Source organism: Amycolatopsis sp. NPDC050768 (genome assembly GCF_040654155.1).
GTDB lineage: Bacteria > Actinomycetota > Actinomycetes > Mycobacteriales > Pseudonocardiaceae > Amycolatopsis.
This window is the reverse complement of the sequence record NZ_JBFAHL010000018.1, coordinates 200,535-220,334: the sequence shown is the minus strand read 5'-3', so window position 1 is coordinate 220,334 and position 19,800 is coordinate 200,535. Positions and strand designations below refer to the sequence as shown.

The following is a 19,800-nucleotide window of genomic DNA, read 5'->3' as shown; positions in this document are numbered from 1 at the left end:
ATTGAGCGGGGCGATCGGCCCCCGGCCGATCCGACCGCTCAATCCCAACACCGGCTTCCAGGCGATCTCGCGCGCCTCGGCGAAGCCGAGGCAGAAAACACAGCCGAGGCGAAAGGACACGGAGTGGACGTCGCCGAGGCTCGGCGGGTGAGTGCGCATGTCGCGTGGGTGCTCGTGCTCGCCGTGGCGACGGAGCTGCGTGTGGGCCGGTTCGGCTTCCATCCGTCCGACCAGGGCTTCATCCTCGCGCAGGCGTGGCGGGTGTTGCAGGGCGAAGTGCCGCATGCCGACATCATCTCCGCGCGGCCGCTCGGCTCGGCGATCCTGCACGTGGTCGATTTCGCGCTGCCGGGGCCGCTGTTCTTCGCGTCCAGCTGTCTGGCGATGGTGCAGATCACCCTCGCGACGATCGCGTTCGCCGTGCTCGTGACGCGGCGGCCGGTCCTGTCGTGGGGACCCGGCCGCACGGCACTGGTCGCGGCGGCGGCCCTGCTGAACCTCAACGGCTTCCCGCTCATGGCATGGCACACCGTCGACGGGATCACGCTCACCGCGTGCGGCGCGTGGGCCCTGGATTCCGGGCTGCGCAAGGGAAACAAGTACGCGCGGCTCGGCGGGCTCGCGCTGCTGGGCGCGGCGGTGTTCGTGAAGCAGAGCTTCGTGCTCGCCGCGGTGATCGGGCTGGTCTGGACCTTGTGCTACCCGAACCGGCTGCGCCGCCTGCCGGGTGACCTGTTGGCGTTGGGCGCGTTCGGGATCGCCTACGTGGCCTGGGTGAGCATCGGCGGCGGCTTCGGCGAGATGGTCGGGCAGCTGACGGGCGGCGTGCCCGCGTACGGCGAACGGCTGCTCGGCCTGTGGCTGGAAGACCCGCAGGTGCTGCTGCACCCTCCGGTGCGGGAGCTCACGTTCTTCGCCGCCGTCGCCGTCGTGCTGCTGGTGCTGCGGCTCGCGGGCGAACGGCTCGGCGCGGCCGGGCGCGCGGCGTCGTGGCTGCTCGCGCTCGGCGGCGCGGCCGCGGTGGCGTGGACGGTGGTCGACGGGCGGCTCACAGCTTCGTCGCGCTGGGCCGACGTGCTGTGGTGGATCCTGGCCGTCGCCGTCGTGGTCCACGCGACCGTGCGGCGCAAGGTTTCCTGGGCCGGGCTGCTGGTACTCGCGACAGGGTTCATGACGAGCCTGTCGTGGGGCAACGACACCCCGACATTGCTCACCGGCTCCCTGGCGCTCACGGCGTTGCTGCTGCTGGGTTTCGTGCTGCCGGACCTTTCGCCGGTGTTGCGCCGCACGTGGCTCACCACCACGGCAGGCCTGGTCACGGTGGCGCTGTGCGGCTGGGCGGTCGTGGCGCACCACGACGAAGCCGCGTACCTCGACCTCTCGCACGACAAGCTCACAGCCGACCTCGGCACGGTCAGCCCGGCCATGCGCGGCATCCGCACGAACCCGGCGACCTACACCTACGTCGCCCAGATCCGCGACTGTCTGCAGCGCTACCCGGCCTCCCGCGTCGCGGTGCTGCCCGACAACCCGTTCGCGTACCCGGCTTTCGGCCTGCGCAACCCGTTCCCGCTGGAGTGGCCGCTGCCGTTGGAGATCGTCGGTGACGCGCCGCAGCGCATGCTCGACACCGCGGCGGATCTCGATCGCGAGGGCGACTACCTGGTGCTGTTCGAAACCGTGCCGAACAAGACGCTGGCGCAGGGCGGCCCGGTGCCCGCTCAAGTGGCGGTGGATGCGCCGATCGTCGACTACCTGGGGCTGGAGAACGCCTTGCGCGCGCGGCTGACCGGACAACCGGTGGCGTGCGGGAGCTTCGTCGGCAAGTGGGTGCGCTGAGGCTTCAGTCCGGCAACGTGTCGTCGGGCGAGCCGGCCGCCAACGTCGCGAGGACCTCGAGCGCGGCCGCGAGGGTTTCCTTGGGTGGCGCCGAAACCGCGAGCCGCACGGCGTTCGGCGCGTGACCTGGGAGCACCGCGAACGAGGCTGCCGGCGACAACGCGATGCCGTGGCGGGCGGCGGCGGCCACGAACGTCTCCGCGCGCCACTGCTCAGGCAGCTCCCACCAGCGGTGGTACGCGGCCGGATCGCCGACGACCGTGAACCCGGCGAGGCGCTCGTCGAGGATCGTGGCGCGCTCGGCAGCGTCGATGCGCTTCGCGGTCTCGACCTCGGCCAGCGCGCCGCCGGTGATCCAGCGCGTGGCGGCCTCCATCGCGAACCGCGTCGAACCCCAGCCACCCGAACGGACGGCGCCCGCGAGCCGCGCGGTCCAGGCCGCCGGCGACACCACGAACCCCGCGGTGAGACCGGGCGCGACCCGCTTCGACAGGCTGTCGACGAACACCGTGCGCTCGGGCGCGAGCGCGGCCAGCGGTTCGACGTCCGGGCGCAGGAACGTGTAGATCCCGTCCTCGATCACCGGCAAGTCGAGGCGTCGCACGGTGTCGGCCAGCTCGGCGCGGCGCGCGGGCGACATGGTCGGCCCGAGGGGGTTGTGCAGCGTCGGCTGCACGTACAGCGCGCGCACGGGCGCCGCCGCGTGGGCGGCTTCGAGCGCGGCCGGGACGAGGCCGTCGGCGTCGGTTTCGATGGGCACGAGCTCGGCACCCAGCCGCGTGGCCAGCGCCTTCACCACGGGGTACGTCAGCGCCTCGACCGCGAGCCGCTCCCCCAGCGGCACGAACATGGAGATCGCGGCGGCGATGCCCTGGCGGCCGTTGCCCGTCACCAGAACCGTCGCCGGGTCGGGCTCCCAGCTGCCGCGAGACAGCAGTCCCGCCGCGGCTTCACGCACCGCTTTCGTCCCCGCGGCGCCCACGGGGTGCAGGGCGTCGGTGAAGACGTCGGCGCGAAGCAGCGGCTCCAGCGCGTACGCGAGCTTCGCGGATTGGCTCGGCAGCACGGCGAAGTTGAGCTCGAGGTCCACGCGCGCGTCGCCGGGTTCGGCCAGCGCGGGCTCGGGCGCCGGGCGCGCGGCCCGTACGAAGGTGCCCCGGCCGACCTCCCCGACGGCCAGGCCGCGGCGGATCAGCTCGCCGTAGACGCGGGCGGCGGTGGAGCCGGCGATGCCGCGGTCGCGCGCGAACCGGCGTTGCGGCGGGAGGCGGTCGCCCGGCCTCAGCCGGCCGGCTTCGATGTCGGCGGCGAGCTCGTCCGCGACGACCCGGTAGTCATCCATCGCCACCTTCGCTTACGCCGTGAACCGCACAGAACCCCGTCCGCATGATGACACCGGCTGGTCACGTTCGGCCAATGCGACCCAGGGAACTCCCCGAACGAGGGTCACTAGGTTAGCCTAACCTGTGTGGAACAGACGATCGCGGAAGCACCGGCCCGGACCGAACCCCGGCTGCACGCCGAGGAACTGACCCTCGCTTACGACGGGCGCACCGTCGCCGAAGACCTCGGCGTGGTCATCCCGGACAAGTCTTTCACGGTCATCGTCGGCCCCAACGCGTGCGGCAAGACCACGCTCCTGCGCGCGCTCGCGCGGATGCTCAAGCCCCGCAAGGGCTCCGTCTACCTCGACGGCTCGGTGATCTCCAGCTACGGCGCCAAGGAGGTCGCGCGCCGCCTCGGTCTGCTGCCGCAGAGCTCCGTCGCGCCCGACGGCATCACCGTCGCCGACCTCGTCGCGCGCGGTCGCTACCCCCACCAGCGCCTGCTGCGCCAGTGGTCCCGCGACGACGCCGCCGTGGTCGCCGAGTCCATGGCGGCCACCGGCGTCTCGGACCTGGCCGAGCGGCTCGTCGACGAGCTGTCCGGCGGACAGCGCCAGCGCGTGTGGATGGCGATGGCACTGGCCCAGCAGACCGACCTGCTGCTGCTCGACGAACCCACGACCTACCTCGACATCGCGCACCAGATGGACATCCTCGATCTGTGCGCGCAGCTGCACGCCGAACAGGGCCGCACCCTCGTCGCCGTGCTCCACGACCTCAACCACGCCGCCCGCTACGCCACCCACATGATCGCCATGCGCGACGGCCAGGTGCTCGCCACCGGAACGCCCGAGGAGGTCGTGACGGAGGAGAACGTGGCGAAGATCTTCGAACTGCCATGCCGCGTCATGCCGTGTCCCGAGACGAGCACCCCGCTGGTGATCCCGAAGGCGGGCCGGCGCGCCGCATAGTCGCTAGGTTGGTGCCGGAGGTGCCATGACCCGCGAACTCTGGACCGCAGTCGACGACTACCTGGCCGAAGCCCTGCTCCCCGCCGACCCGGTGCTCGACGCCACCCTCGCCGAGTCGGGCGCGGCCGGCCTGCCGGCCATCGCCGTGTCGCCCACACAAGGCAAACTGCTCAACCTGCTCGCTCTCACCGCCGGCGCCCGCTCGATCCTCGAGATCGGCACGCTCGGCGGCTACAGCACGATCTGGCTCGCCCGCGCCCTGCCGCCCGGCGGCACGCTGGTGACCTGCGAATACGACCCGAAGCACGCCGCCGTGGCGCGCGCGAACCTCGACCGCGCCGGCTTCGGGCCCGACGTGGCCGACATCCGCGTCGGCGCCGCTCTCGACACCCTGCCCACGCTCACGGGGCCGTTCGACTTCGTCTTCATCGACGCCGACAAGGCCAACCTCGCGCCCTACGTCGCCGAAGCCGTGCGGCTTTCGCGGCCGGGCACCACGATCGTGGTCGACAACGTCGTCCGCGACGGTGCCGTGCTCGAAGCCACCAGCACGGACCCGTCCGTGCGGGGCGTGCGCGAGATGTTCGCGGCTCTCACCGGCGACGACCGCCTCGAGGCCACCGCGATCCAGACGGTGGGAGACAAGGGTTACGACGGTTTCGTCCTCGCCCGCGTGCGCTGACCTGATCGCTTCCCGTGAACGGCGCTCGTGAACGGCGCCCTTCACGGGAAGATCAGCGACCGGGTGGGGCCGTCTGCTTCGCGAGCGGAGGGGCGAACCTCGGCTCGACCCCGCCGTTCTCCTTGATCGGCTGCCCCTGCTCCGCCTGCACCATGAACGTCCGCCAGATGTCCGCGGGCACGGTCGAACCCATCAGTTTCGTCCCCTGCGCGTCGAACAGCCGCCGTTCGTCGTCGGAGCCGACCCAGACGGCCGTGGCCAGCTGCGGGGTGTAGCCGATCGCCCAGGCGTCCTGGTTGTCCGACGAGTTGCCGTGCTGGAACTCGCCTGTGCGCAGGGCGGCGGGACGGCCGTCGGGCAGGAACGTCTGCAGCACGTTCGTCACCTCGGCGGAGATCTTCGCGCTCACCCCCGGGTCGTCAGAGAACGCGGGGTGCTGCTCGTCATCGTGCTGCCACACGACGCTGCCGTCCTGGTCGAGCACCTTGTCCACGAGGTGCGGCGTGACGCGCATCCCGTCGGCCGCGAAGGTCCCGTACGCCCCGGCCAAGTCCAATGGCCGCAACGGATACCGCCCGACGGCGAGGCCCGAGCCGATCAGGAACCCGTCCTTCTCTCGCAGGGTCGGCGAGCCGTCGACCGCCTCCGGGATGCCCGCGTCGCGGGCCGCGGCGCTCACCGCGTCGGCGCCGACGCGTTTGGCCAGCCCGATGTACGGCGTGTCCGCGCCCGAGGTCATCGCCGTGCGCAACGTACAGGTCGCCGGGCATTTCTGCGGGTACTCGAAGTCCTCACCCAGGAAGTCGATCTTGCCCGGCGCTGCCGTGGGTTCGTCGGGCGAGACGCCGGCGCGCAGACCCGCCGTGAGCGTGAAGGGGTAGAACGCCGAGCCCGCCGGGTGTTCCGTGCCGGCGTAGTCGCGGACGCCGTTGTCGCCGCCGTCGTACGCGCGCACCGCCCCGGTGGACGGGTCCACGGACACGAGCGCGCCCCGGAACTCCTTCGGCTCGCCCTTCAGGCGATCGGCCAGCGTCGAGCGCGCGGACGCCTGCGCCTTGCGGTCGAGCGTGGTCTGCACGACCAGATTCCCTTGCTGCAGCCGGGAAAGCGAGAACCCGTTTTGTTCGAGCTCGCTGAGCACCTGCTGCTTCACGTGGTACTCGTCGTAGGTCACGCTCGCGCGCGTCTCCGAGGGCGGCAGGATTTCCTTGCCGGGGTAGGCCATCGTGGCGGCGTCGGCGGGCTTGACGTAACCGCGCTGCACGAGCTTGTCGCGCACGTACGTCCAGCGTTTAGCCGCGTGTGCGTCGCCGGAAACGGCGGGGTCGTGCACCGAGGGCGACTGGATCATCCCGGCCAGGAACGCGGCTTCGCTCCAGGTCATGGAGTCGTCGAGCGGCCGGCCGAAGAACGCGTTCATCGCCGCGGCCGGGCCGAAGGTGCCGCGGCCGAAGGAGATGATGTTCACGTAGCTGGTGAAGATCTGTTCCTTGCTCTGCTGCTGCGTGATCTTCGTGGCGAGCACCAGCTCCTGCAGCTTGCGCCCGAGCGTCGCGTCGTCGTCGCCGGTCGACTTCTTGATGTACTGCTGCGTGATCCCCGAGCCGCCGCCGACGCCGGTCAGGAACGCGCGGCCGATGCCGGTGGGGTCGAAGCCCGCGTTGTCCCAGAACGTCGGGTCCTCGGTGGCGATGATCGCGTCGCGCAGCTTCGAGGGCACCTTGTCGTAGGGCACGAAGGAGCGGTCGCCGTCGGCGGGCAGGACCTTGAGCAGCTCGCTGCCGTCGGAGTACTTCAGCTCCACGGTCTTGTCGAGCGAGGCGAGCACGTCCTGCGGGCTGCGGACGTCCATCAGCAGGTAGGCGACCCAGAACGCGATCAGCGGCAGGCCGACGAAGACGCCGAAGCCGCAGTACGCGATGCGGCGGATCTTGCGCCACCGGCGGTGACGGCGGGCGCGGGGATCATCGGGCGGCTCGTTCGTGACACTGCTGGTGGCTCCATCCGTCTCGGCATCCGTGTCGCGTAGCACGATGGGACGACGGCCGTACGGGTGAAAAGGTTGTGCGGTTCGGTGAGAAATTCACGGCGGGTCACGACAGGAAGGCGCGCAGCAGCGACGCCGTGCCCTCGATGTGCTCGGTCATCGCATGGCGCGCGGCCACGGGATCGCCGGCGAGGATGGCGTCGACGATCGCCTCGTGCTGGGCGTTGGAGTGGTCCAGGTTGGGCTCGAGCAGGGGGATGCGGTCGAGCAGCTGGTTCACGCGCGTGCGGGCGTCGGCCATCGCCGTGGTGAGCGAGCTCGACGCCGTGACCTCGGCGATCGCGAGGTGCAGGCGGGAGTCCTTGCGCCGGTAGTCGACCAGGTCGGCGGCCGCGGCCTCCGCGAGCGTGGTCTTGAGGTGCTGCCGGTCGGCCGGGCTGAGCGTCCGCGCGGCAGCGGCCTCGGCGGCGCCGGTTTCGAGCACGTGGCGCAGACACAGCGCGTCCTCGAAGGCGGCCGCGTCGATTTCCCGCGTTTTGCTCGGTGGCGGCTCGGGCAGGTTCTCGTTCACGAACGTGCCGCCGTAGCGCCCCCTTCGTGACTCCACGTAACCCGCATCGGCCAGCGCGCGGATGGCCTCCCTGAGCGTCACGCGGCTCACCCCGAGCCGCTCCGCCAGCTCGCGCTCCGACGGCAGCCGCTCCCCCGCGCCGACCACGCCGAGGCGGATGGCCTGCAGCAGGCGTTCGACGGTCTCCTCGAACGCGTTGCCCGCGCGCACCGGCCGGAACAGCGCCTCGTTCGCGCTAGCCACCGACGTCTCCACGATGGCGAGTCTAAGCCCGCCTAATCGCAGAGACCTCTTTGCAAAGGATCCTCTGCGGTCTACAGTGGTGCCATGAGCTCTCATGGACGCACCGAACGGATCCTCGACGCACGCACCCTGCGCGCGCTCGCCCACCCGCTCCGGATGCGCCTTCTGGACCTCCTCGAACGCGACGGCCCCGCGACGGCCACCGGGCTGGGCAAACGTGTCGGCGAGAGCTCCGGCACCACGTCCTGGCACCTGCGCCAGCTGGCCGACGCCGGATTGGTCGCGGAAGACCCCGGCCGAGGCTCGAAACGCGAACGCTGGTGGAAAGCAGCGCAGGACTCGACGACCATGCGCGCCGGCGACTTCGCGGGCGACCCGGAACTGGCCGGGCACCTGGCTTCGTTCCTGCACCAACTCGTGGTGCAGCGCTACGAGGAGGAGGCGCGGTTCGTCGCTGAGCTTCCACGGTGGCAGGACAACTGGGAACAGAACGCCTCGATGGCCAGCAACCAGCTCTCCCTGACGCCCGAAGAAGCCCGGCGAATGTCCGACGACATCCTCGCCGTGGTCGACCGCTACCGCCGGCCCGCCCGCCCGGGCGACGACGCGGTGGTCACCCACTGGGCCGCGTTTCCCCGCACCGCCCACCCCGAACCCGACGCCGAATCCACCGAAGAACTGGGGACACCATGATTCCGCACGACTTCACCGAACACTTCGTCCACGCCCGTCAGGCCGAACTGCGCGCCGCCGCCGCGCGCCATCACGCCCGGCCCCGCAGCCACACGCCCCGACAACGCCTCGGCTGGCTCCTCGTCCACGCGGGCCTCCGCCTGGTGACCGAACGGAGCGAACGCGCGCCGTTCAGCCTGCCCGCCTGACCCCTGCCTCGACAGGGCTATTCGCCCAGCGACGGGGCCACTGACGCACCGCTATCGGTGAGACGACGCGCGCCCCGCTCACCAACTGGTGCTCCAAAAGCCGCCGGGGCAGGTCGCCGGAAACCCATCGAAAAGCAAGATGGGACCGTTCGCCCTCCGAACGGTCCCATCCAACCAACACCCAACGAGCACCTCAGCACTCGATGACGTTCACCGCCAGTCCACCGCGCGCGGTTTCCTTGTACTTCACCGACATATCGGCCCCGGTCTCGCGCATGGTCTTGATCGCCTTGTCCAGGGTCACCACGTGGCTGCCATCTCCGCGCATCGCCATCCGCGCAGCGTGGATCGCCTTCGAAGCGCCCACGGCGTTGCGTTCGATGCAAGGGATCTGCACCAGCCCACCAACCGGGTCACACGTAAGACCCAGATGATGCTCGACACCGATCTCCGCCGCGTTCTCCACCTGAGCCGGCGACCCGCCCAGCACTTCGGTCAACGCTGCGGCCGCCATGGCCGAGGCCGAGCCAACCTCACCCTGGCAACCGACCTCCGCGCCCGAAATGGAACCAGTCTGCTTGAGGATCGAACCCAGCGCCCCCGCCGTCAGCAGGAAGGTGACGATGCCGTCGTCCGAAGACCCGCGGATGAAGCGCTGGTAGTAGTGCAGCACAGCCGGGATGATCCCCGCGGCGCCGTTCGTCGGAGCCGTGACCACGCGCCCGCCGGCAGCGTTCTCCTCGTTCACCGCCAGCGCGTACAGGCTGACCCAGTCCATGGCGTACAACGGATCCCCGACGCCGTCCTCGGCGATCAGCTTGTCGTGCAACGCCTTGGCGCGCCGCGGGACCTTCAGGCCGCCCGGGAGCACGCCCTCGTGGGCGATGCCCGCCGAAACGCACGCGGCCATCACGTCCCAGATCTCCAGCAAGCCGGCCCGAACCGAAGAAGCGGAACGCCACGCCAGCTCGTTCGCCAGCATGATCTCGCTGATCGGCAGCCCCGTCGCCGCGCAGTGGCCGAGCAGGTCGGCACCGGTGCGGAACGGGTACGGCACCGGCGTCGAGTCCTCCACGAACACCGCGTCCGTCTCGTACGACTCGTCGCGCACGAAGCCGCCGCCCACGGAGTAGTACGTCCGCGTGCGCAGCTCGGAAGAGCCGGAGAAGGCCCGGAACACCATCCCGTTCGGATGCGCCGGCAGAGACTTGCGCCGGTGCATCGTCAAGTCGGCATCCTCGTCGAACGAGATCTCCCGGACGCCACCCAACAGCAGCCGCCCCGAAGACCGGATCGCGGCGACCCGCTCAGGCACCGTCTCCGTCTCGACGGACTCCGGACGCCCACCCGACAGCCCCAGCAGCACGGCCTTGTCACTGCCGTGGCCGAACCCGGTCGCGCCGAGCGAGCCGAACAGCTCCGCCTGCACCCGCGTCACGCGATCCAGCACGCCCTCGTCGACGAGACCGTCCACAAAGGTCCGCGCGGCCCGCATCGGGCCGACCGTGTGGGAGCTCGACGGCCCGATGCCGATGGAGAACAGATCGAAGACGCTGATCGCCATTGACCCGCCCCTTCCCTCTAGTGTCTGGCCAGCAGCGAGCTGGCCTCTTGCGCTGCGGGGCCTTCGGCCGCGAGGTGCGCCAGGTTCTCCGGCAGCTCCTCACCGCGGTGGGCCTTGGTCTGCGCGTACAGCCGGCCCGCCCGGTACGACGAGCGCACGAGCGGTCCCGCCATCACGCCGGCGAACCCGAGCGCCTCGGCTGCCTGCGCGTGCGCGACGAACTCCTCCGGCTTCACCCACCGGTCCACGGGGTGGTGCCGCGGCGACGGGCGCAGGTACTGCGTGATCGTGAGGATCTCGCAGCCCGCCTCGTGCAGGTCCCGCATCGCCGGCTCGACCTCGTCCGCCGTCTCCCCCATCCCGAGGATCAGGTTCGACTTCGTCACCAGCCCGGCCTCACGCGCCTTCGACAGCACTTCCAACGACCGCGCATACCGGAACCCCGGACGGATCCGCTTGAAGATCCGCGGCACCGTCTCCACGTTGTGCGCCAAAACCTCCGGCCGTGAACCGAACACCTCCGCCAGCTGCTCGGGATCCGCGTTGAAGTCCGGGATCAGCAGCTCCACGCCGGTGCCCGGGTTCAACTCGTGGATCTGCCGGACAGTCTCCGCGTACAGCCAGGCACCGCCGTCATCCAGGTCGTCGCGCGCGACGCCCGTGATCGTCGAGTACCGCAAACCCATGGCCTGCACCGACTCCGCGACCTTGCGTGGCTCCGTGCGGTCCAGCTCGGCGGGCTTGCCCGTGTCGATCTGGCAGAAATCACACCGCCGCGTGCACTGGTCACCACCGATCAGGAACGTCGCCTCACGGTCTTCCCAGCACTCGTAGATGTTGGGACAGCCCGCTTCCTCGCAGACGGTGTGCAGGCCCTCCCGGCGCACCAAGCCCTTCAGCTCGGTGAACTCCGGCCCCATCCGCACCTTCGTCCTGATCCACGACGGCTTCTTCTCGATCGGCGTCTCACTGTTGCGGACCTCCAGCCGCAGCAGCTTGCGCCCCTCGGGCTGCGCGCTCATCGCGACAGGTCCGAGTACAGCGGGTGCTTCTTCGCCAGCAGCTCCACACGCCCGCGCAGCGTCTGCGCCACGGAGTCGTCGAAGTCCGGCTTCAGCGCCTCGGCGATCACGTCGGCGACCTCGGCGAAGTCCTCTGCGCCGAACCCGCGCGTGGCCAGCGCCGGCGTGCCGATGCGCAGGCCCGAGGTGATCATCGGCGGCCGCGGGTCGAACGGCACCGCGTTGCGATTCACCGTGATCCCCACGGAGTGCAGCCGGTCCTCGGCCTGCTGACCGTCCAAAGCGGACTGGACGAGGTCCACGAGCACGAGGTGCACGTCGGTGCCACCGGTGAGCACACGCACTCCCGCCTCGGCGCAGTCCGAACGCGACAGCCGGTCGGCCAGGATCCGCGAGCCCTCGAGCGTGCGCTCCTGCCGCTCGCGGAACTCGTCGCTCGCCGCGATCTTCAGCGCCACGGCCTTGGCCGCGATCACGTGTTCCAGCGGCCCGCCCTGCTGACCGGGGAACACCGCCGAGTTGATCTTCTTCGCCAGCTCCTCACGGCACAGGATCAGGCCGCCGCGCGGGCCGCCGAGGGTCTTGTGCGTGGTCGTGGTGACGATGTCCGCGTGCGGCACCGGCGAAGGGTGCAGCCCCGCGGCCACCAGGCCCGCGAAGTGCGCCATGTCCACCATCAGGCGAGCGTCGACGAGGTCGGCGATGCGGCGGAACTCCGCGAAGTCGAGCTGGCGCGGGTAGGCCGACCAGCCCGCGATGATCAGCTTCGGCTTGTGCTCCACGGCCAGCCGCTCGACCTCGGCGACGTCGACGATCCCGGTCTCTTTGTCGACGTGGTAGGCCACGACGTTGTAGAGCTTGCCCGAGAAGTTGATCTTCATCCCGTGCGTCAGGTGGCCGCCGTGTGCCAGGTCGAGGCCGAGGATCGTGTCGCCTGGCTTCAGCACGGCGAACATCGCCGCCGCGTTGGCCTGGGCGCCCGAGTGCGGCTGCACGTTCGCGTGCTCGGCGCCGAACAGCGCCTTGGCCCGGTCGATCGCCAGCTGCTCGACCACGTCGACGTACTCGCAGCCACCGTAGTAGCGGCGGCCGGGGTAGCCCTCCGCGTACTTGTTGGTCAGCACCGAACCCTGCGCCTCGAGCACACCCACGGGCGCAAAGTTCTCCGAAGCGATCATCTCCAGCGTCGACTGCTGGCGGTCGAGCTCAGCCGCCACGGCCGCGGCGACCTCCGGGTCCACATCGGACAGGTGGGCGTCGAACGTCGTCATTCAGTTCTCCTGGGTGAGCGCGGCGTACGCGGTCGCGTCGAGCAGCTCCGGGACGTCGCCCGTGAGCCGCACCTTCAGGAGCCATCCTTCGGTGTAGGGGTCGGAGTTCACGATCTCGGGGGTGTCCGATGTGGTCTCGTTCACCTCGACGACCTCGCCGCTCACCGGCGAGTACAGCTCGCTCACGGACTTCGTCGACTCGACCTCGCCGAACACCTCGCCCGCGGTCACCGTGCCGCCCACGGCGGGCAGCTGCACGAACACGATGTCGCCCAGCGACTCGGCGGCGAAGGCGGTGATGCCCACGGTCGCGACGCCGTCCACGACGGACAGCCACTCGTGTTCCTTGGTGTAGGACAGGTTCTGGGGGATGCTCACTGTGCTGGAATCCTTTCAGTGCGGCGCAGCCGCTCCGTTGAGGGTGGCGGTGGGGCGGGGGCTGGGCTCTCAGGCTCGGGAGTAGAAGGGCAGGGCGACGACCTCGACGGGCTCGATCCTGCCCCTGATGTCGACGGAAAGCTTCGTACCAGGCTCGGCGTAGGCCCGATCGACGTACGCCATCGCGATGGGGTAACCCAACGTCGGCGAAAGCGCACCACTGGTCACTTCGCCCACCGAAGCGTCGCCGGAAAGCACGGCGTAACCGTGCCGAGGTGCCCGGCGGCCGGTGGCCCGCAGCCCGACCCGCACGCGCGGAACGTCCGCCTTCGCCAGCTCCTCCAGCGCGGCCCGGCCCACGAAGTCACCCGGCTTCTCGAACTTCACCACGCGGCCCAGACCGGCGGCGAACGGGTTCAGCTCACGCGAGAGCTCGTTGCCGTACAGCGGCATCCCGGCTTCGAGCCGCAGCGTGTCACGGCACGCCAGCCCGCACGGCACGAGCCCGAACGCCTCACCGGCGTCGGTCAGCGCTCGCCACAGCGCCGGCGCCTCGGCTGCCGGCACGTACAGCTCGAACCCGTCTTCACCCGTGTAACCGGTGCGGGCCAGGAGCACGTCGTGCCCCTTCACCACGGCGGGCGCGCTCGCGTAGTACTTCAGCGCGCCCAGGTCCGCGTCGGTCACCGCGGCCAGCACGTCGACCGCGCGCGGGCCCTGCACGGCGATCAAGGCCGTGTCCGCGGACCGGTTCTCCACCACGGCGTCGAACCCGGCCACGCGCTCGGCCAGCGCTTCGGCGACCACGTCGGCGTTGCCGGCGTTGGCCACGACCAGGTACTCCTCGTCGTCGAGCCGGTAGACGACCAGGTCGTCGAGCACGCCGCCGTCGGCGTCGCAGATCATCGTGTAGCGGGCGCGGCCCGGCTTCACGCCGGTGAGATTGCCGACCAGCGCATAGTCGAGCACGTCGGCGGCCTGCGTGCCGCGGACGTGGATCTCGGCCATGTGCGACAGGTCGAACAGCCCGGCCGCCTCGCGCACGGCCTTGTGCTCGGCCAGCTCACTGGCGTAGCGGACCGGCATCGACCAGCCCGCGAAGTCGGTGAACAGCGCACCCAGTCCCTTGTGGACGGCGTGCAGGGAGGTCTCTCGGGCTGCGTTTGATTCAGGCACGAGTCTCAGCCTTCGTACGCGTTGAGGGGCGGGCAGGAGCAGACGAGGTTGCGGTCACCGCGCGCCCCGTCGATCCGGCGCACCGGCGGCCAGTACTTGTTCTTGCGCGACACACCCGCCGGGTACACCGCCAGCTCACGGTCGTAGTCGGCGGTCCACTCGCCCACCAACGTCTCCGCCGTGTGCGGGGCGGCGCGCAGCGGGCTCGTCTCCGCGGTCCAGTGCCCGGCCGCGACCTGGTCGATCTCGTGGCGGATGGCGATCATCGCGGCGCAGAAGCGGTCGATCTCGCCGAGGTCCTCGCTCTCGGTGGGCTCCACCATGAGCGTGCCCGCGACCGGGAACGACATCGTCGGTGCGTGGAAGCCGTAGTCGATGAGCCGCTTCGCGACGTCGTCGACGGTCACGCCGGTGTCCTTGGTGATGCCGCGCAGGTCGAGGATGCACTCGTGCGCGACCAGGCCGTCCTGCCCGGTGTAGAGCACCGGGTAGTGCGGCGACAGGCGGGCGGCGACGTAGTTCGCGGCGAGCACCGCGACCTTCGTGGCTGCCGTGAGGCCGGGCGCGCCCATCATGCGCACGTACGCCCACGAGATCGGCAGGATCGACGCCGAGCCGTAGGGCGCGCCGCTGATCGGGCCGACGCCGGTGGCCGGGCCCGCGGCGTCGAGCAGCGGGTGGTTCGGCAGGTACGGCGCGAGGTGCGCGCGCACCGCGACCGGGCCGACGCCGGGGCCGCCACCGCCGTGGGGGATGCAGAACGTCTTGTGCAGGTTCAGGTGCGACACGTCGCCGCCGAACTCGCCCGGCTTCGCCAGGCCCAGCAACGCGTTGAGGTTCGCGCCGTCCACGTACACCTGGCCACCCCCGTCGTGCACGATCTTGGCGAGCCGCTCGATGCCGTGCTCGTACACGCCGTGGGTGGACGGGTAGGTGACCATGATCGCCGCGAGCGTCTCGCGGTTCGCGTCCACCTTGGCCTGCAGGTCTTCGAGGTCGACGTTGCCCTCGTCGGTGCACTTCACCACGACCACGCGCATGCCCGCGAGCACCGCCGAAGCCGCGTTGGTGCCGTGCGCGGACGACGGGATCAGGCAGACCTCGCGCTCCGGCTGGCCGTTCGCGTGGTGGTAGCCGCGGATGGCGAGCAGGCCCGCGAGCTCGCCCTGACTGCCGGCGTTGGGCTGCAGGGAAACCTCGTCGTAGCCGGTCACCTCGGCGAGCCAGCCCGACAGCTGCGCCACGAGCCGGTGGTAGCCCTCGGCGTCCTCGGCCGGCGCGAACGGGTGGATGCCCGCGAACTCGCGCCAGCTGATCGGCTCCATCTCGGTGGTGGCGTTGAGCTTCATCGTGCACGAGCCCAGCGGGATCATGCCGCGGTCGAGCGCGTAGTCCAGGTCGGCGAGCTTGCGCAGGTAGCGCAGCATCGACGTCTCGGAGCGGTGCGTGCTGAACACCTCGTGGGCCATGAAGCCGCTTTCGCGCACGATGCCACTCGGCAGCGCGGTGGCAGCGGCCCCTTCGGCGTCCACACCGAACGCGCGCAGCACCTGCGCGAGGATGTCCGGGCGGGTGATCTCGTCGCAGGCCACGCGCACGTGGTCGGCGTCGACGTGCCCGAGGTTGATGCCCGCCTCGCGCGCGGCCGCGTGGACCTCGGCGGCGCGGCCCGGAACGTGCGCGACGACCGTGTCGAAGAACGATTCGTGCACGACCTCCACGCCACCGGCGCGCAGGGCCGCGGCGAAGCCCGCCGCCAGCTCGTGCACGCGGGTCGCGATGGCCTTCAGGCCGCCCGGGCCGTGGTACACGCCGTACATCGCGGCCAGCACGGCCGGCAGCACCTGCGCGGTGCAGATGTTCGACGTCGCCTTCTCGCGGCGGATGTGCTGCTCCCGCGTCTGCAGCGCGAGCCGGTACGCCATGTTCCCGTCAGCATCCACGGACACGCCCACCAGCCGGCCCGGCAGCGAACGCTCGAGCCCGGCGCGCACGGCCAGGTAGCCCGCGTGCGGGCCGCCATAGCCCAGCGGCACGCCGAAGCGCTGCGTCGAACCCGCGGCGACGTCGGCGCCGAATTCGCCCGGCGAGGTGATCAGCGTGAGCGCGAGCAGGTCGGCGGCCACCGTGTACAGGGCGCCCGCGGCCTTCGCGGCCTCGGAAATGGCGTGGTAGAAGCCGCGGCCTCGCAGCACACCCGAAGCGCCCGGGTACTGCACGACGACGCCGAAGAACTCTTCCGGAAACCCGGTGAGCAGGTCGCGCACCTGCACGTCGATGCCGAGCGCGGCGGCGCGCGTGCGCACGACCGCGATCGTCTGCGGCAGGCATTCGGCGTCAAGGACGATCACATTGGACTTCGACTTCGACGAGCGCCGCATCAGCGTCATGGCCTCGGCGACGGCGGTCGACTCGTCGAGCATCGACGCGTTGGCTGTGGTCAGGCCCGTGAGGTCGGCGACCATCGTCTGGAAGTTCAGCAGCGCTTCGAGCCGGCCCTGGGAGATCTCCGGCTGATACGGCGTGTAGGCGGTGTACCACGCGGGGTTCTCGAGCACGTTGCGGCGGATCACGCCCGGTGTGACGGTGTCGGAGTAGCCGAGGCCGATCATCTGCGTCATCGGGCGGTTGAGCGCCGCGAGCGCGCGCAGCTCCGCGGTGGCTTCCTCTTCGGACGCCGCGGCGGGAAGGTCCAGGTCACGGGCGCGGATGGCGGACGGGACGGCCGACTCCACGAGGGCGTCCAGGCTTCCGTAACCGCATTCGGCGAGCATCTTGGCCCGCTCGGCCTCGGCGGGGCCGATGTGGCGGGCGTCGAACGGTGTGGAGGTGATGGGAGCTCCTCTTGCCGGGCACCGGGCACAGCGGTGCGCTGGGAACTCCCCCTCTGTCATGGGCACCTGAGAGTTTCACCGCACAGCGCGGCTTTCACCTTGGGTGAGGCGCGGGTGCGCCTGCTTTCCAGAGTGGCCTCGCGCGAAGCGGTAGTGGGTACCTGAGAGATTCCGGGGAGTTTGCTCCTTCGGTGCCCCACCGGTCTCATGGGGGCTCTCCCGCTCCTGCTCGAACGGCCCGGTATTCACGTTTGTGTGCTGGCGGCCACGGTACCTGCCGCTTTGCGCGCCAGTCTACCTCGGACGGTTCACGCCACACCCGCCGAGCCGCGGCTGAAGGTGCGCAGGTGACGGGTCTGCGCGGGGAGCGTCACGGGGACCTTCGTGATCTTCGGCGGCCCTGCCAGCAACGCGCACAGGTCGGCACAGCGCGTGAGCAGTACGGCGAGGTCGCGCAGCTCCTCGTCGTCGGTCCCGAGGCAGGACTGGGCGCACAGCGACAGCAGCCGCGCGGCCTCGCCGCACATCGCCTTCACGGACATGCGCACCATCGCGACGTCGGCGGCCATTCCGGAACAGCGGTCGAGCGTGTCGGCGCACAGGCGCGACATCGACGCCGCCGCGAGCATGACCGGTCCCATCGTGGCCGGCTCGCTGCCAGGGTCGGCTTGTTCGGCTCGCCTCGCGAACGCCCGTTCGCACCGCACCCGGCACAGTTCGCAGAGGTCGGCGACCTCCTGCAGCATCGGAGACGCTTCGCGGATCGGCATGGCACCCGCCCGGACCGGGCGACCGGGCCGGTCGCCGCGGTTCCGGTCTACCCACCGCGAAACCGGACAGGGGGCGTCGCCACCGGAACAGGCGGAAGATCAACCCGTCCCGGTGACGTCTGTCCGAAAGCTCTGTCCAAAGGTTCTGTCTAAAGCGGAGTGACGTACGCGCCCGAAATGCCACCGTCCACGAGGAACTGCGACGCCGTGATGAAGCTGGCGTCGTCGCTGGCCAGGAATGCCACCGCGGCCGCGATCTCCTCCGGCTCGGCGAACCGGCCGACGGGCACGTGCACCAGCCGCCGCGCGGCGCGTTCCGGGTCCTTCGCGAAGAGCTCCTTCAGCAGCGGCGTGTTCACCGGTCCCGGGCACAGCGCGTTGACGCGGATGTTCTCCCGCGCGAACTGCACGCCGAGCTCGCGGCTCATCGCGAGCACCCCGCCCTTCGACGCGGTGTAGGAGATCTGCGAGGTCGCCGCACCCATCACGGCCACGAACGACGCCGTGTTGATGATCGAGCCCTTGCCCTGGCGCTGCATGTGCGGCAGCGCTGCCTTGCAGCACAGGTACACCGAGGTCAGGTTCACGCGCTGCACGCGCTCCCACGCCTCGAAGCCGGTGGTGAGGATCGAGTCGTCTTCAGGAGGCGAAATGCCGGCGTTGTTGAACGCGACGTCGACCGCGCCGAACTGGTCCACGGCCGCCTGGAACAAGGCCTCCACCTGCTCGGGATCGGTCACGTCGGCCTGCACGAACAGGCCCCCGACCTCGTCGGCCGCCGCCTTGCCCTGCTCGGGCGTGAGGTCGCCGATCACGACCTTCGCGCCCTCGCTCGCCAGCCGGCGCGCCGACGCGAGGCCGATGCCGCTGGCCCCGCCTGTGATCACGGCGACGCGGCCCTCGAAACGCTGCACCATCTCTCTCATTCCTCCGTGCTCAGGAAAACGTTCTTCGTCTCGGTGAAGGCCGTCGGCGCGTCGGGGCCCAGCTCACGGCCGAGGCCCGACTGCTTGAACCCGCCGAACGGCGTCCAGTACCGCACCGACGAGTGCGAGTTCACCGAAAGGTTCCCCGACTCCACCCCGCGCGCGACGCGGAAGGCCCGCCCGACGTCGCGCGTCCAGATCGACCCGGAGAGGCCGTAGTCGGTGTGGTTGGCCATGCGGATCGCGTCGGCCTCGTCGTCGAACGGCACGACGGCCACGACCGGGCCGAAGATCTCGTCGGCGGCCAGCGGGTCGGCCAGGCTCGCCGGCGTCACGACGGTGGGCGCGAACCAGTAACCCGGCCCTTCGGGCGCGCTACCGCGAAACGCAACAGGTGTCGCGTCGGTGACGTACGACGACACCTTCGCGTGGTGCGCCGCGGAGATCAGCGGGCCCATCTCCGTGCCGTCGTCGCCGGGATCGCCGACGACCACGCCCTGCACGGCGGGCTCCAGCAGCTCCATGAACCGCTCGTGGACGCGGCGCTGCACGAGGATCAGCGAACGCGCGCAACAGTCCTGGCCGGCGTTGTCGAACACGCCGTACGGCGCCGTCGCGGCGGCCTTCTCCAGATCGGCGTCGGCGAACACGACGTTGGCGTTCTTGCCACCCAGCTCCAGGGTCACGCGCTTCACCTGCGCCGCGCAGCCGGCCATGATCTGCTTGCCGACCTCGGTGGAGCCGGTGAAGACGACCTTGCGGACCAGCGCGTGGTCCACGAACCGCTGCCCCACCACCGAACCCTTGCCCGGCAGGACCTGGAACACGTCCTCGGGGATGCCGGCCTCGCGCGCGAGCTCGCCGAGGCGGATCGCGGTGAGCGGCGTGAGCTCCGCGGGCTTGAGCACCACGGTGTTGCCGGCCGCGAGCGCCGGCGCGAAGCCCCAGCCCGCGATGGGCATCGGGAAGTTCCAGGGCACGATCACGCCGACTACGCCGAGCGGCTCGTGGAAGGTCACGTTCACCCCGCCGGGCACCGGGATCTGTTGCCCGATCAGGCGTTCCGGGGCCGCGGAGTAGTAGTTCAGGACGTCGCGGACGTTGCCCGCTTCCCACCGCGCGTTGCCGATGGTGTGACCGGAGTTGGTCACCTCGAGGCGCGCGAGGTTCTCGAGGTCGGCCTCGACGGCGTCGGCGAAGCGGCGCAGCAGCCGCGCGCGATCACCGGGGGCGACGGCTCGCCAGGCGCCGAACGCGGCGTGCGCGCGGGCGATCGCCGCGTCGGCCTCCTCGGCGCTCGTGAGCGCGACCGACCGCACCACCTGTTCGGTGGCGGGGTTGATCACGTCGAACATCCTCG

General features: G+C 70.7%; 17 protein-coding genes and 1 riboswitch. Of the genes, 5 read left to right on the top strand and 12 right to left on the bottom strand.

Annotated elements, in window-relative coordinates:
- Positions 1-147 precede the first annotated feature (147 nt).
- Positions 148-1,839, top strand: a complete 1,692-nt coding sequence (locus tag AB0H62_RS39630; RefSeq protein ID WP_360591799.1) for a hypothetical protein — start codon at positions 148-150, stop codon at positions 1,837-1,839.
- 4 nt (positions 1,840-1,843) lie between these two features.
- Here the strand turns inward: AB0H62_RS39630 and AB0H62_RS39625 are convergent, their stop codons facing one another.
- Positions 1,844-3,181, bottom strand: a complete 1,338-nt coding sequence (locus AB0H62_RS39625) for a PLP-dependent aminotransferase family protein (protein WP_360591797.1) — start codon at positions 3,179-3,181, stop codon at positions 1,844-1,846.
- A gap of 126 nt (positions 3,182-3,307) precedes the next feature.
- Here AB0H62_RS39625 and AB0H62_RS39620 point away from each other — a divergent pair, with 126 nt between their 5' ends.
- Together AB0H62_RS39620 and AB0H62_RS39615 are read left to right on the top strand one after the other, a co-directional pair.
- Positions 3,308-4,135: an ABC transporter ATP-binding protein gene (locus tag AB0H62_RS39620; protein ID WP_360591795.1), complete on the top strand. Its 828-nt coding sequence runs from the start codon at positions 3,308-3,310 to the stop codon at positions 4,133-4,135.
- 25 nt (positions 4,136-4,160) lie between these two features.
- Positions 4,161-4,817: an O-methyltransferase gene (locus AB0H62_RS39615; RefSeq protein WP_220237693.1), complete on the top strand. Its 657-nt coding sequence runs from the start codon at positions 4,161-4,163 to the stop codon at positions 4,815-4,817.
- A 52-nt stretch (positions 4,818-4,869) separates the two neighbouring features.
- Here the strand turns inward: AB0H62_RS39615 and AB0H62_RS39610 are convergent, their stop codons facing one another.
- On the bottom strand, positions 4,870-6,747 hold the full coding sequence (locus tag AB0H62_RS39610; protein ID WP_360591807.1) for a transglycosylase domain-containing protein: 1,878 nt from the start codon (positions 6,745-6,747) through the stop codon (positions 4,870-4,872).
- A 163-nt stretch (positions 6,748-6,910) separates the two neighbouring features.
- On the bottom strand, positions 6,911-7,633 hold the full coding sequence (locus AB0H62_RS39605; RefSeq protein ID WP_220247439.1) for a GntR family transcriptional regulator: 723 nt from the start codon (positions 7,631-7,633) through the stop codon (positions 6,911-6,913).
- A gap of 69 nt (positions 7,634-7,702) precedes the next feature.
- On the opposite strand from AB0H62_RS39605, the gene AB0H62_RS39600 reads away from it, so the two are divergent.
- A complete protein-coding gene (locus tag AB0H62_RS39600) occupies positions 7,703-8,311 on the top strand; it encodes a helix-turn-helix domain-containing protein (protein WP_360591793.1) in 609 nt (202 codons plus the stop codon).
- Positions 8,308-8,499 carry a hypothetical protein gene (locus AB0H62_RS39595; protein WP_220237690.1) on the top strand — a complete coding sequence of 64 codons (192 nt, stop codon included), beginning with the start codon at positions 8,308-8,310 and terminating at the stop codon, positions 8,497-8,499. Before AB0H62_RS39600 ends, AB0H62_RS39595 begins: the two co-directional genes overlap by 4 nt.
- 193 nt (positions 8,500-8,692) lie before the next feature.
- Here the strand turns inward: AB0H62_RS39595 and AB0H62_RS39590 are convergent, their stop codons facing one another.
- The 9 genes from AB0H62_RS39590 to AB0H62_RS39550 form a co-directional block, all read right to left on the bottom strand.
- The gene (locus AB0H62_RS39590; protein ID WP_360591791.1) at positions 8,693-10,063 is read right to left on the bottom strand and encodes an L-serine ammonia-lyase; all 1,371 of its coding nucleotides are present in this window, start codon (positions 10,061-10,063) and stop codon (positions 8,693-8,695) included.
- A gap of 17 nt (positions 10,064-10,080) precedes the next feature.
- A complete protein-coding gene (lipA, locus tag AB0H62_RS39585; protein WP_220237688.1) occupies positions 10,081-11,085 on the bottom strand; it encodes a lipoyl synthase in 1,005 nt (334 codons plus the stop codon).
- The gene (gene glyA, locus AB0H62_RS39580; RefSeq protein ID WP_220237687.1) at positions 11,082-12,356 is read right to left on the bottom strand and encodes a serine hydroxymethyltransferase; all 1,275 of its coding nucleotides are present in this window, start codon (positions 12,354-12,356) and stop codon (positions 11,082-11,084) included. Before glyA ends, lipA begins: the two co-directional genes overlap by 4 nt.
- Positions 12,357-12,734 (bottom strand): glycine cleavage system protein GcvH, encoded by a 378-nt coding sequence (gene gcvH, locus AB0H62_RS39575; RefSeq protein ID WP_220237686.1) that lies wholly within the window; start codon positions 12,732-12,734, stop codon positions 12,357-12,359. It lies immediately after the preceding gene.
- 69 nt (positions 12,735-12,803) lie between these two features.
- Positions 12,804-13,910, bottom strand: coding sequence for a glycine cleavage system aminomethyltransferase GcvT (gene gcvT, locus AB0H62_RS39570; protein WP_220237685.1), 1,107 nt, complete (start codon positions 13,908-13,910; stop codon positions 12,804-12,806).
- Between the two features lie 5 nt (positions 13,911-13,915).
- Positions 13,916-16,804: an aminomethyl-transferring glycine dehydrogenase gene (gcvP, locus tag AB0H62_RS39565; RefSeq protein ID WP_360591788.1), complete on the bottom strand. Its 2,889-nt coding sequence runs from the start codon at positions 16,802-16,804 to the stop codon at positions 13,916-13,918.
- 78 nt (positions 16,805-16,882) lie between these two features.
- A riboswitch (glycine riboswitch) is annotated at positions 16,883-16,976 on the bottom strand.
- A gap of 76 nt (positions 16,977-17,052) precedes the next feature.
- The gene (locus AB0H62_RS39560; RefSeq protein ID WP_220237683.1) at positions 17,053-17,514 is read right to left on the bottom strand and encodes a hypothetical protein; all 462 of its coding nucleotides are present in this window, start codon (positions 17,512-17,514) and stop codon (positions 17,053-17,055) included.
- Between the two features lie 149 nt (positions 17,515-17,663).
- A complete protein-coding gene (locus AB0H62_RS39555) occupies positions 17,664-18,431 on the bottom strand; it encodes a 3-oxoacyl-ACP reductase (protein ID WP_220237682.1) in 768 nt (255 codons plus the stop codon).
- 5 nt (positions 18,432-18,436) lie between these two features.
- Positions 18,437-19,795 (bottom strand): aldehyde dehydrogenase family protein, encoded by a 1,359-nt coding sequence (locus AB0H62_RS39550; protein WP_360591806.1) that lies wholly within the window; start codon positions 19,793-19,795, stop codon positions 18,437-18,439.
- Positions 19,796-19,800 lie beyond the last annotated feature (5 nt).

Excerpts from the sequence above, each read along its gene's own strand:
- AB0H62_RS39625 (WP_360591797.1), bottom strand. The coding sequence starts at position 3,181 with ATGGATGACTACCGGGTCGTCGCGGACGAGCTCGCCGCCGACATCGAA.
- AB0H62_RS39615 (WP_220237693.1), top strand. The coding sequence starts at position 4,161 with ATGACCCGCGAACTCTGGACCGCAGTCGACGACTACCTGGCCGAAGCC.
- AB0H62_RS39600 (WP_360591793.1), top strand. The coding sequence starts at position 7,703 with ATGAGCTCTCATGGACGCACCGAACGGATCCTCGACGCACGCACCCTG.
- AB0H62_RS39595 (WP_220237690.1), top strand. The coding sequence starts at position 8,308 with ATGATTCCGCACGACTTCACCGAACACTTCGTCCACGCCCGTCAGGCC.
- AB0H62_RS39590 (WP_360591791.1), bottom strand. The coding sequence starts at position 10,063 with ATGGCGATCAGCGTCTTCGATCTGTTCTCCATCGGCATCGGGCCGTCG.
- lipA (WP_220237688.1), bottom strand. The coding sequence starts at position 11,085 with ATGAGCGCGCAGCCCGAGGGGCGCAAGCTGCTGCGGCTGGAGGTCCGC.
- glyA (WP_220237687.1), bottom strand. The coding sequence starts at position 12,356 with ATGACGACGTTCGACGCCCACCTGTCCGATGTGGACCCGGAGGTCGCC.
- gcvP (WP_360591788.1), bottom strand. The coding sequence starts at position 16,804 with ATGACAGAGGGGGAGTTCCCAGCGCACCGCTGTGCCCGGTGCCCGGCA.
- AB0H62_RS39560 (WP_220237683.1), bottom strand. The coding sequence starts at position 17,514 with ATGCCGATCCGCGAAGCGTCTCCGATGCTGCAGGAGGTCGCCGACCTC.
- AB0H62_RS39555 (WP_220237682.1), bottom strand. The coding sequence starts at position 18,431 with ATGGTGCAGCGTTTCGAGGGCCGCGTCGCCGTGATCACAGGCGGGGCC.
- AB0H62_RS39550 (WP_360591806.1), bottom strand. The coding sequence starts at position 19,795 with ATGTTCGACGTGATCAACCCCGCCACCGAACAGGTGGTGCGGTCGGTC.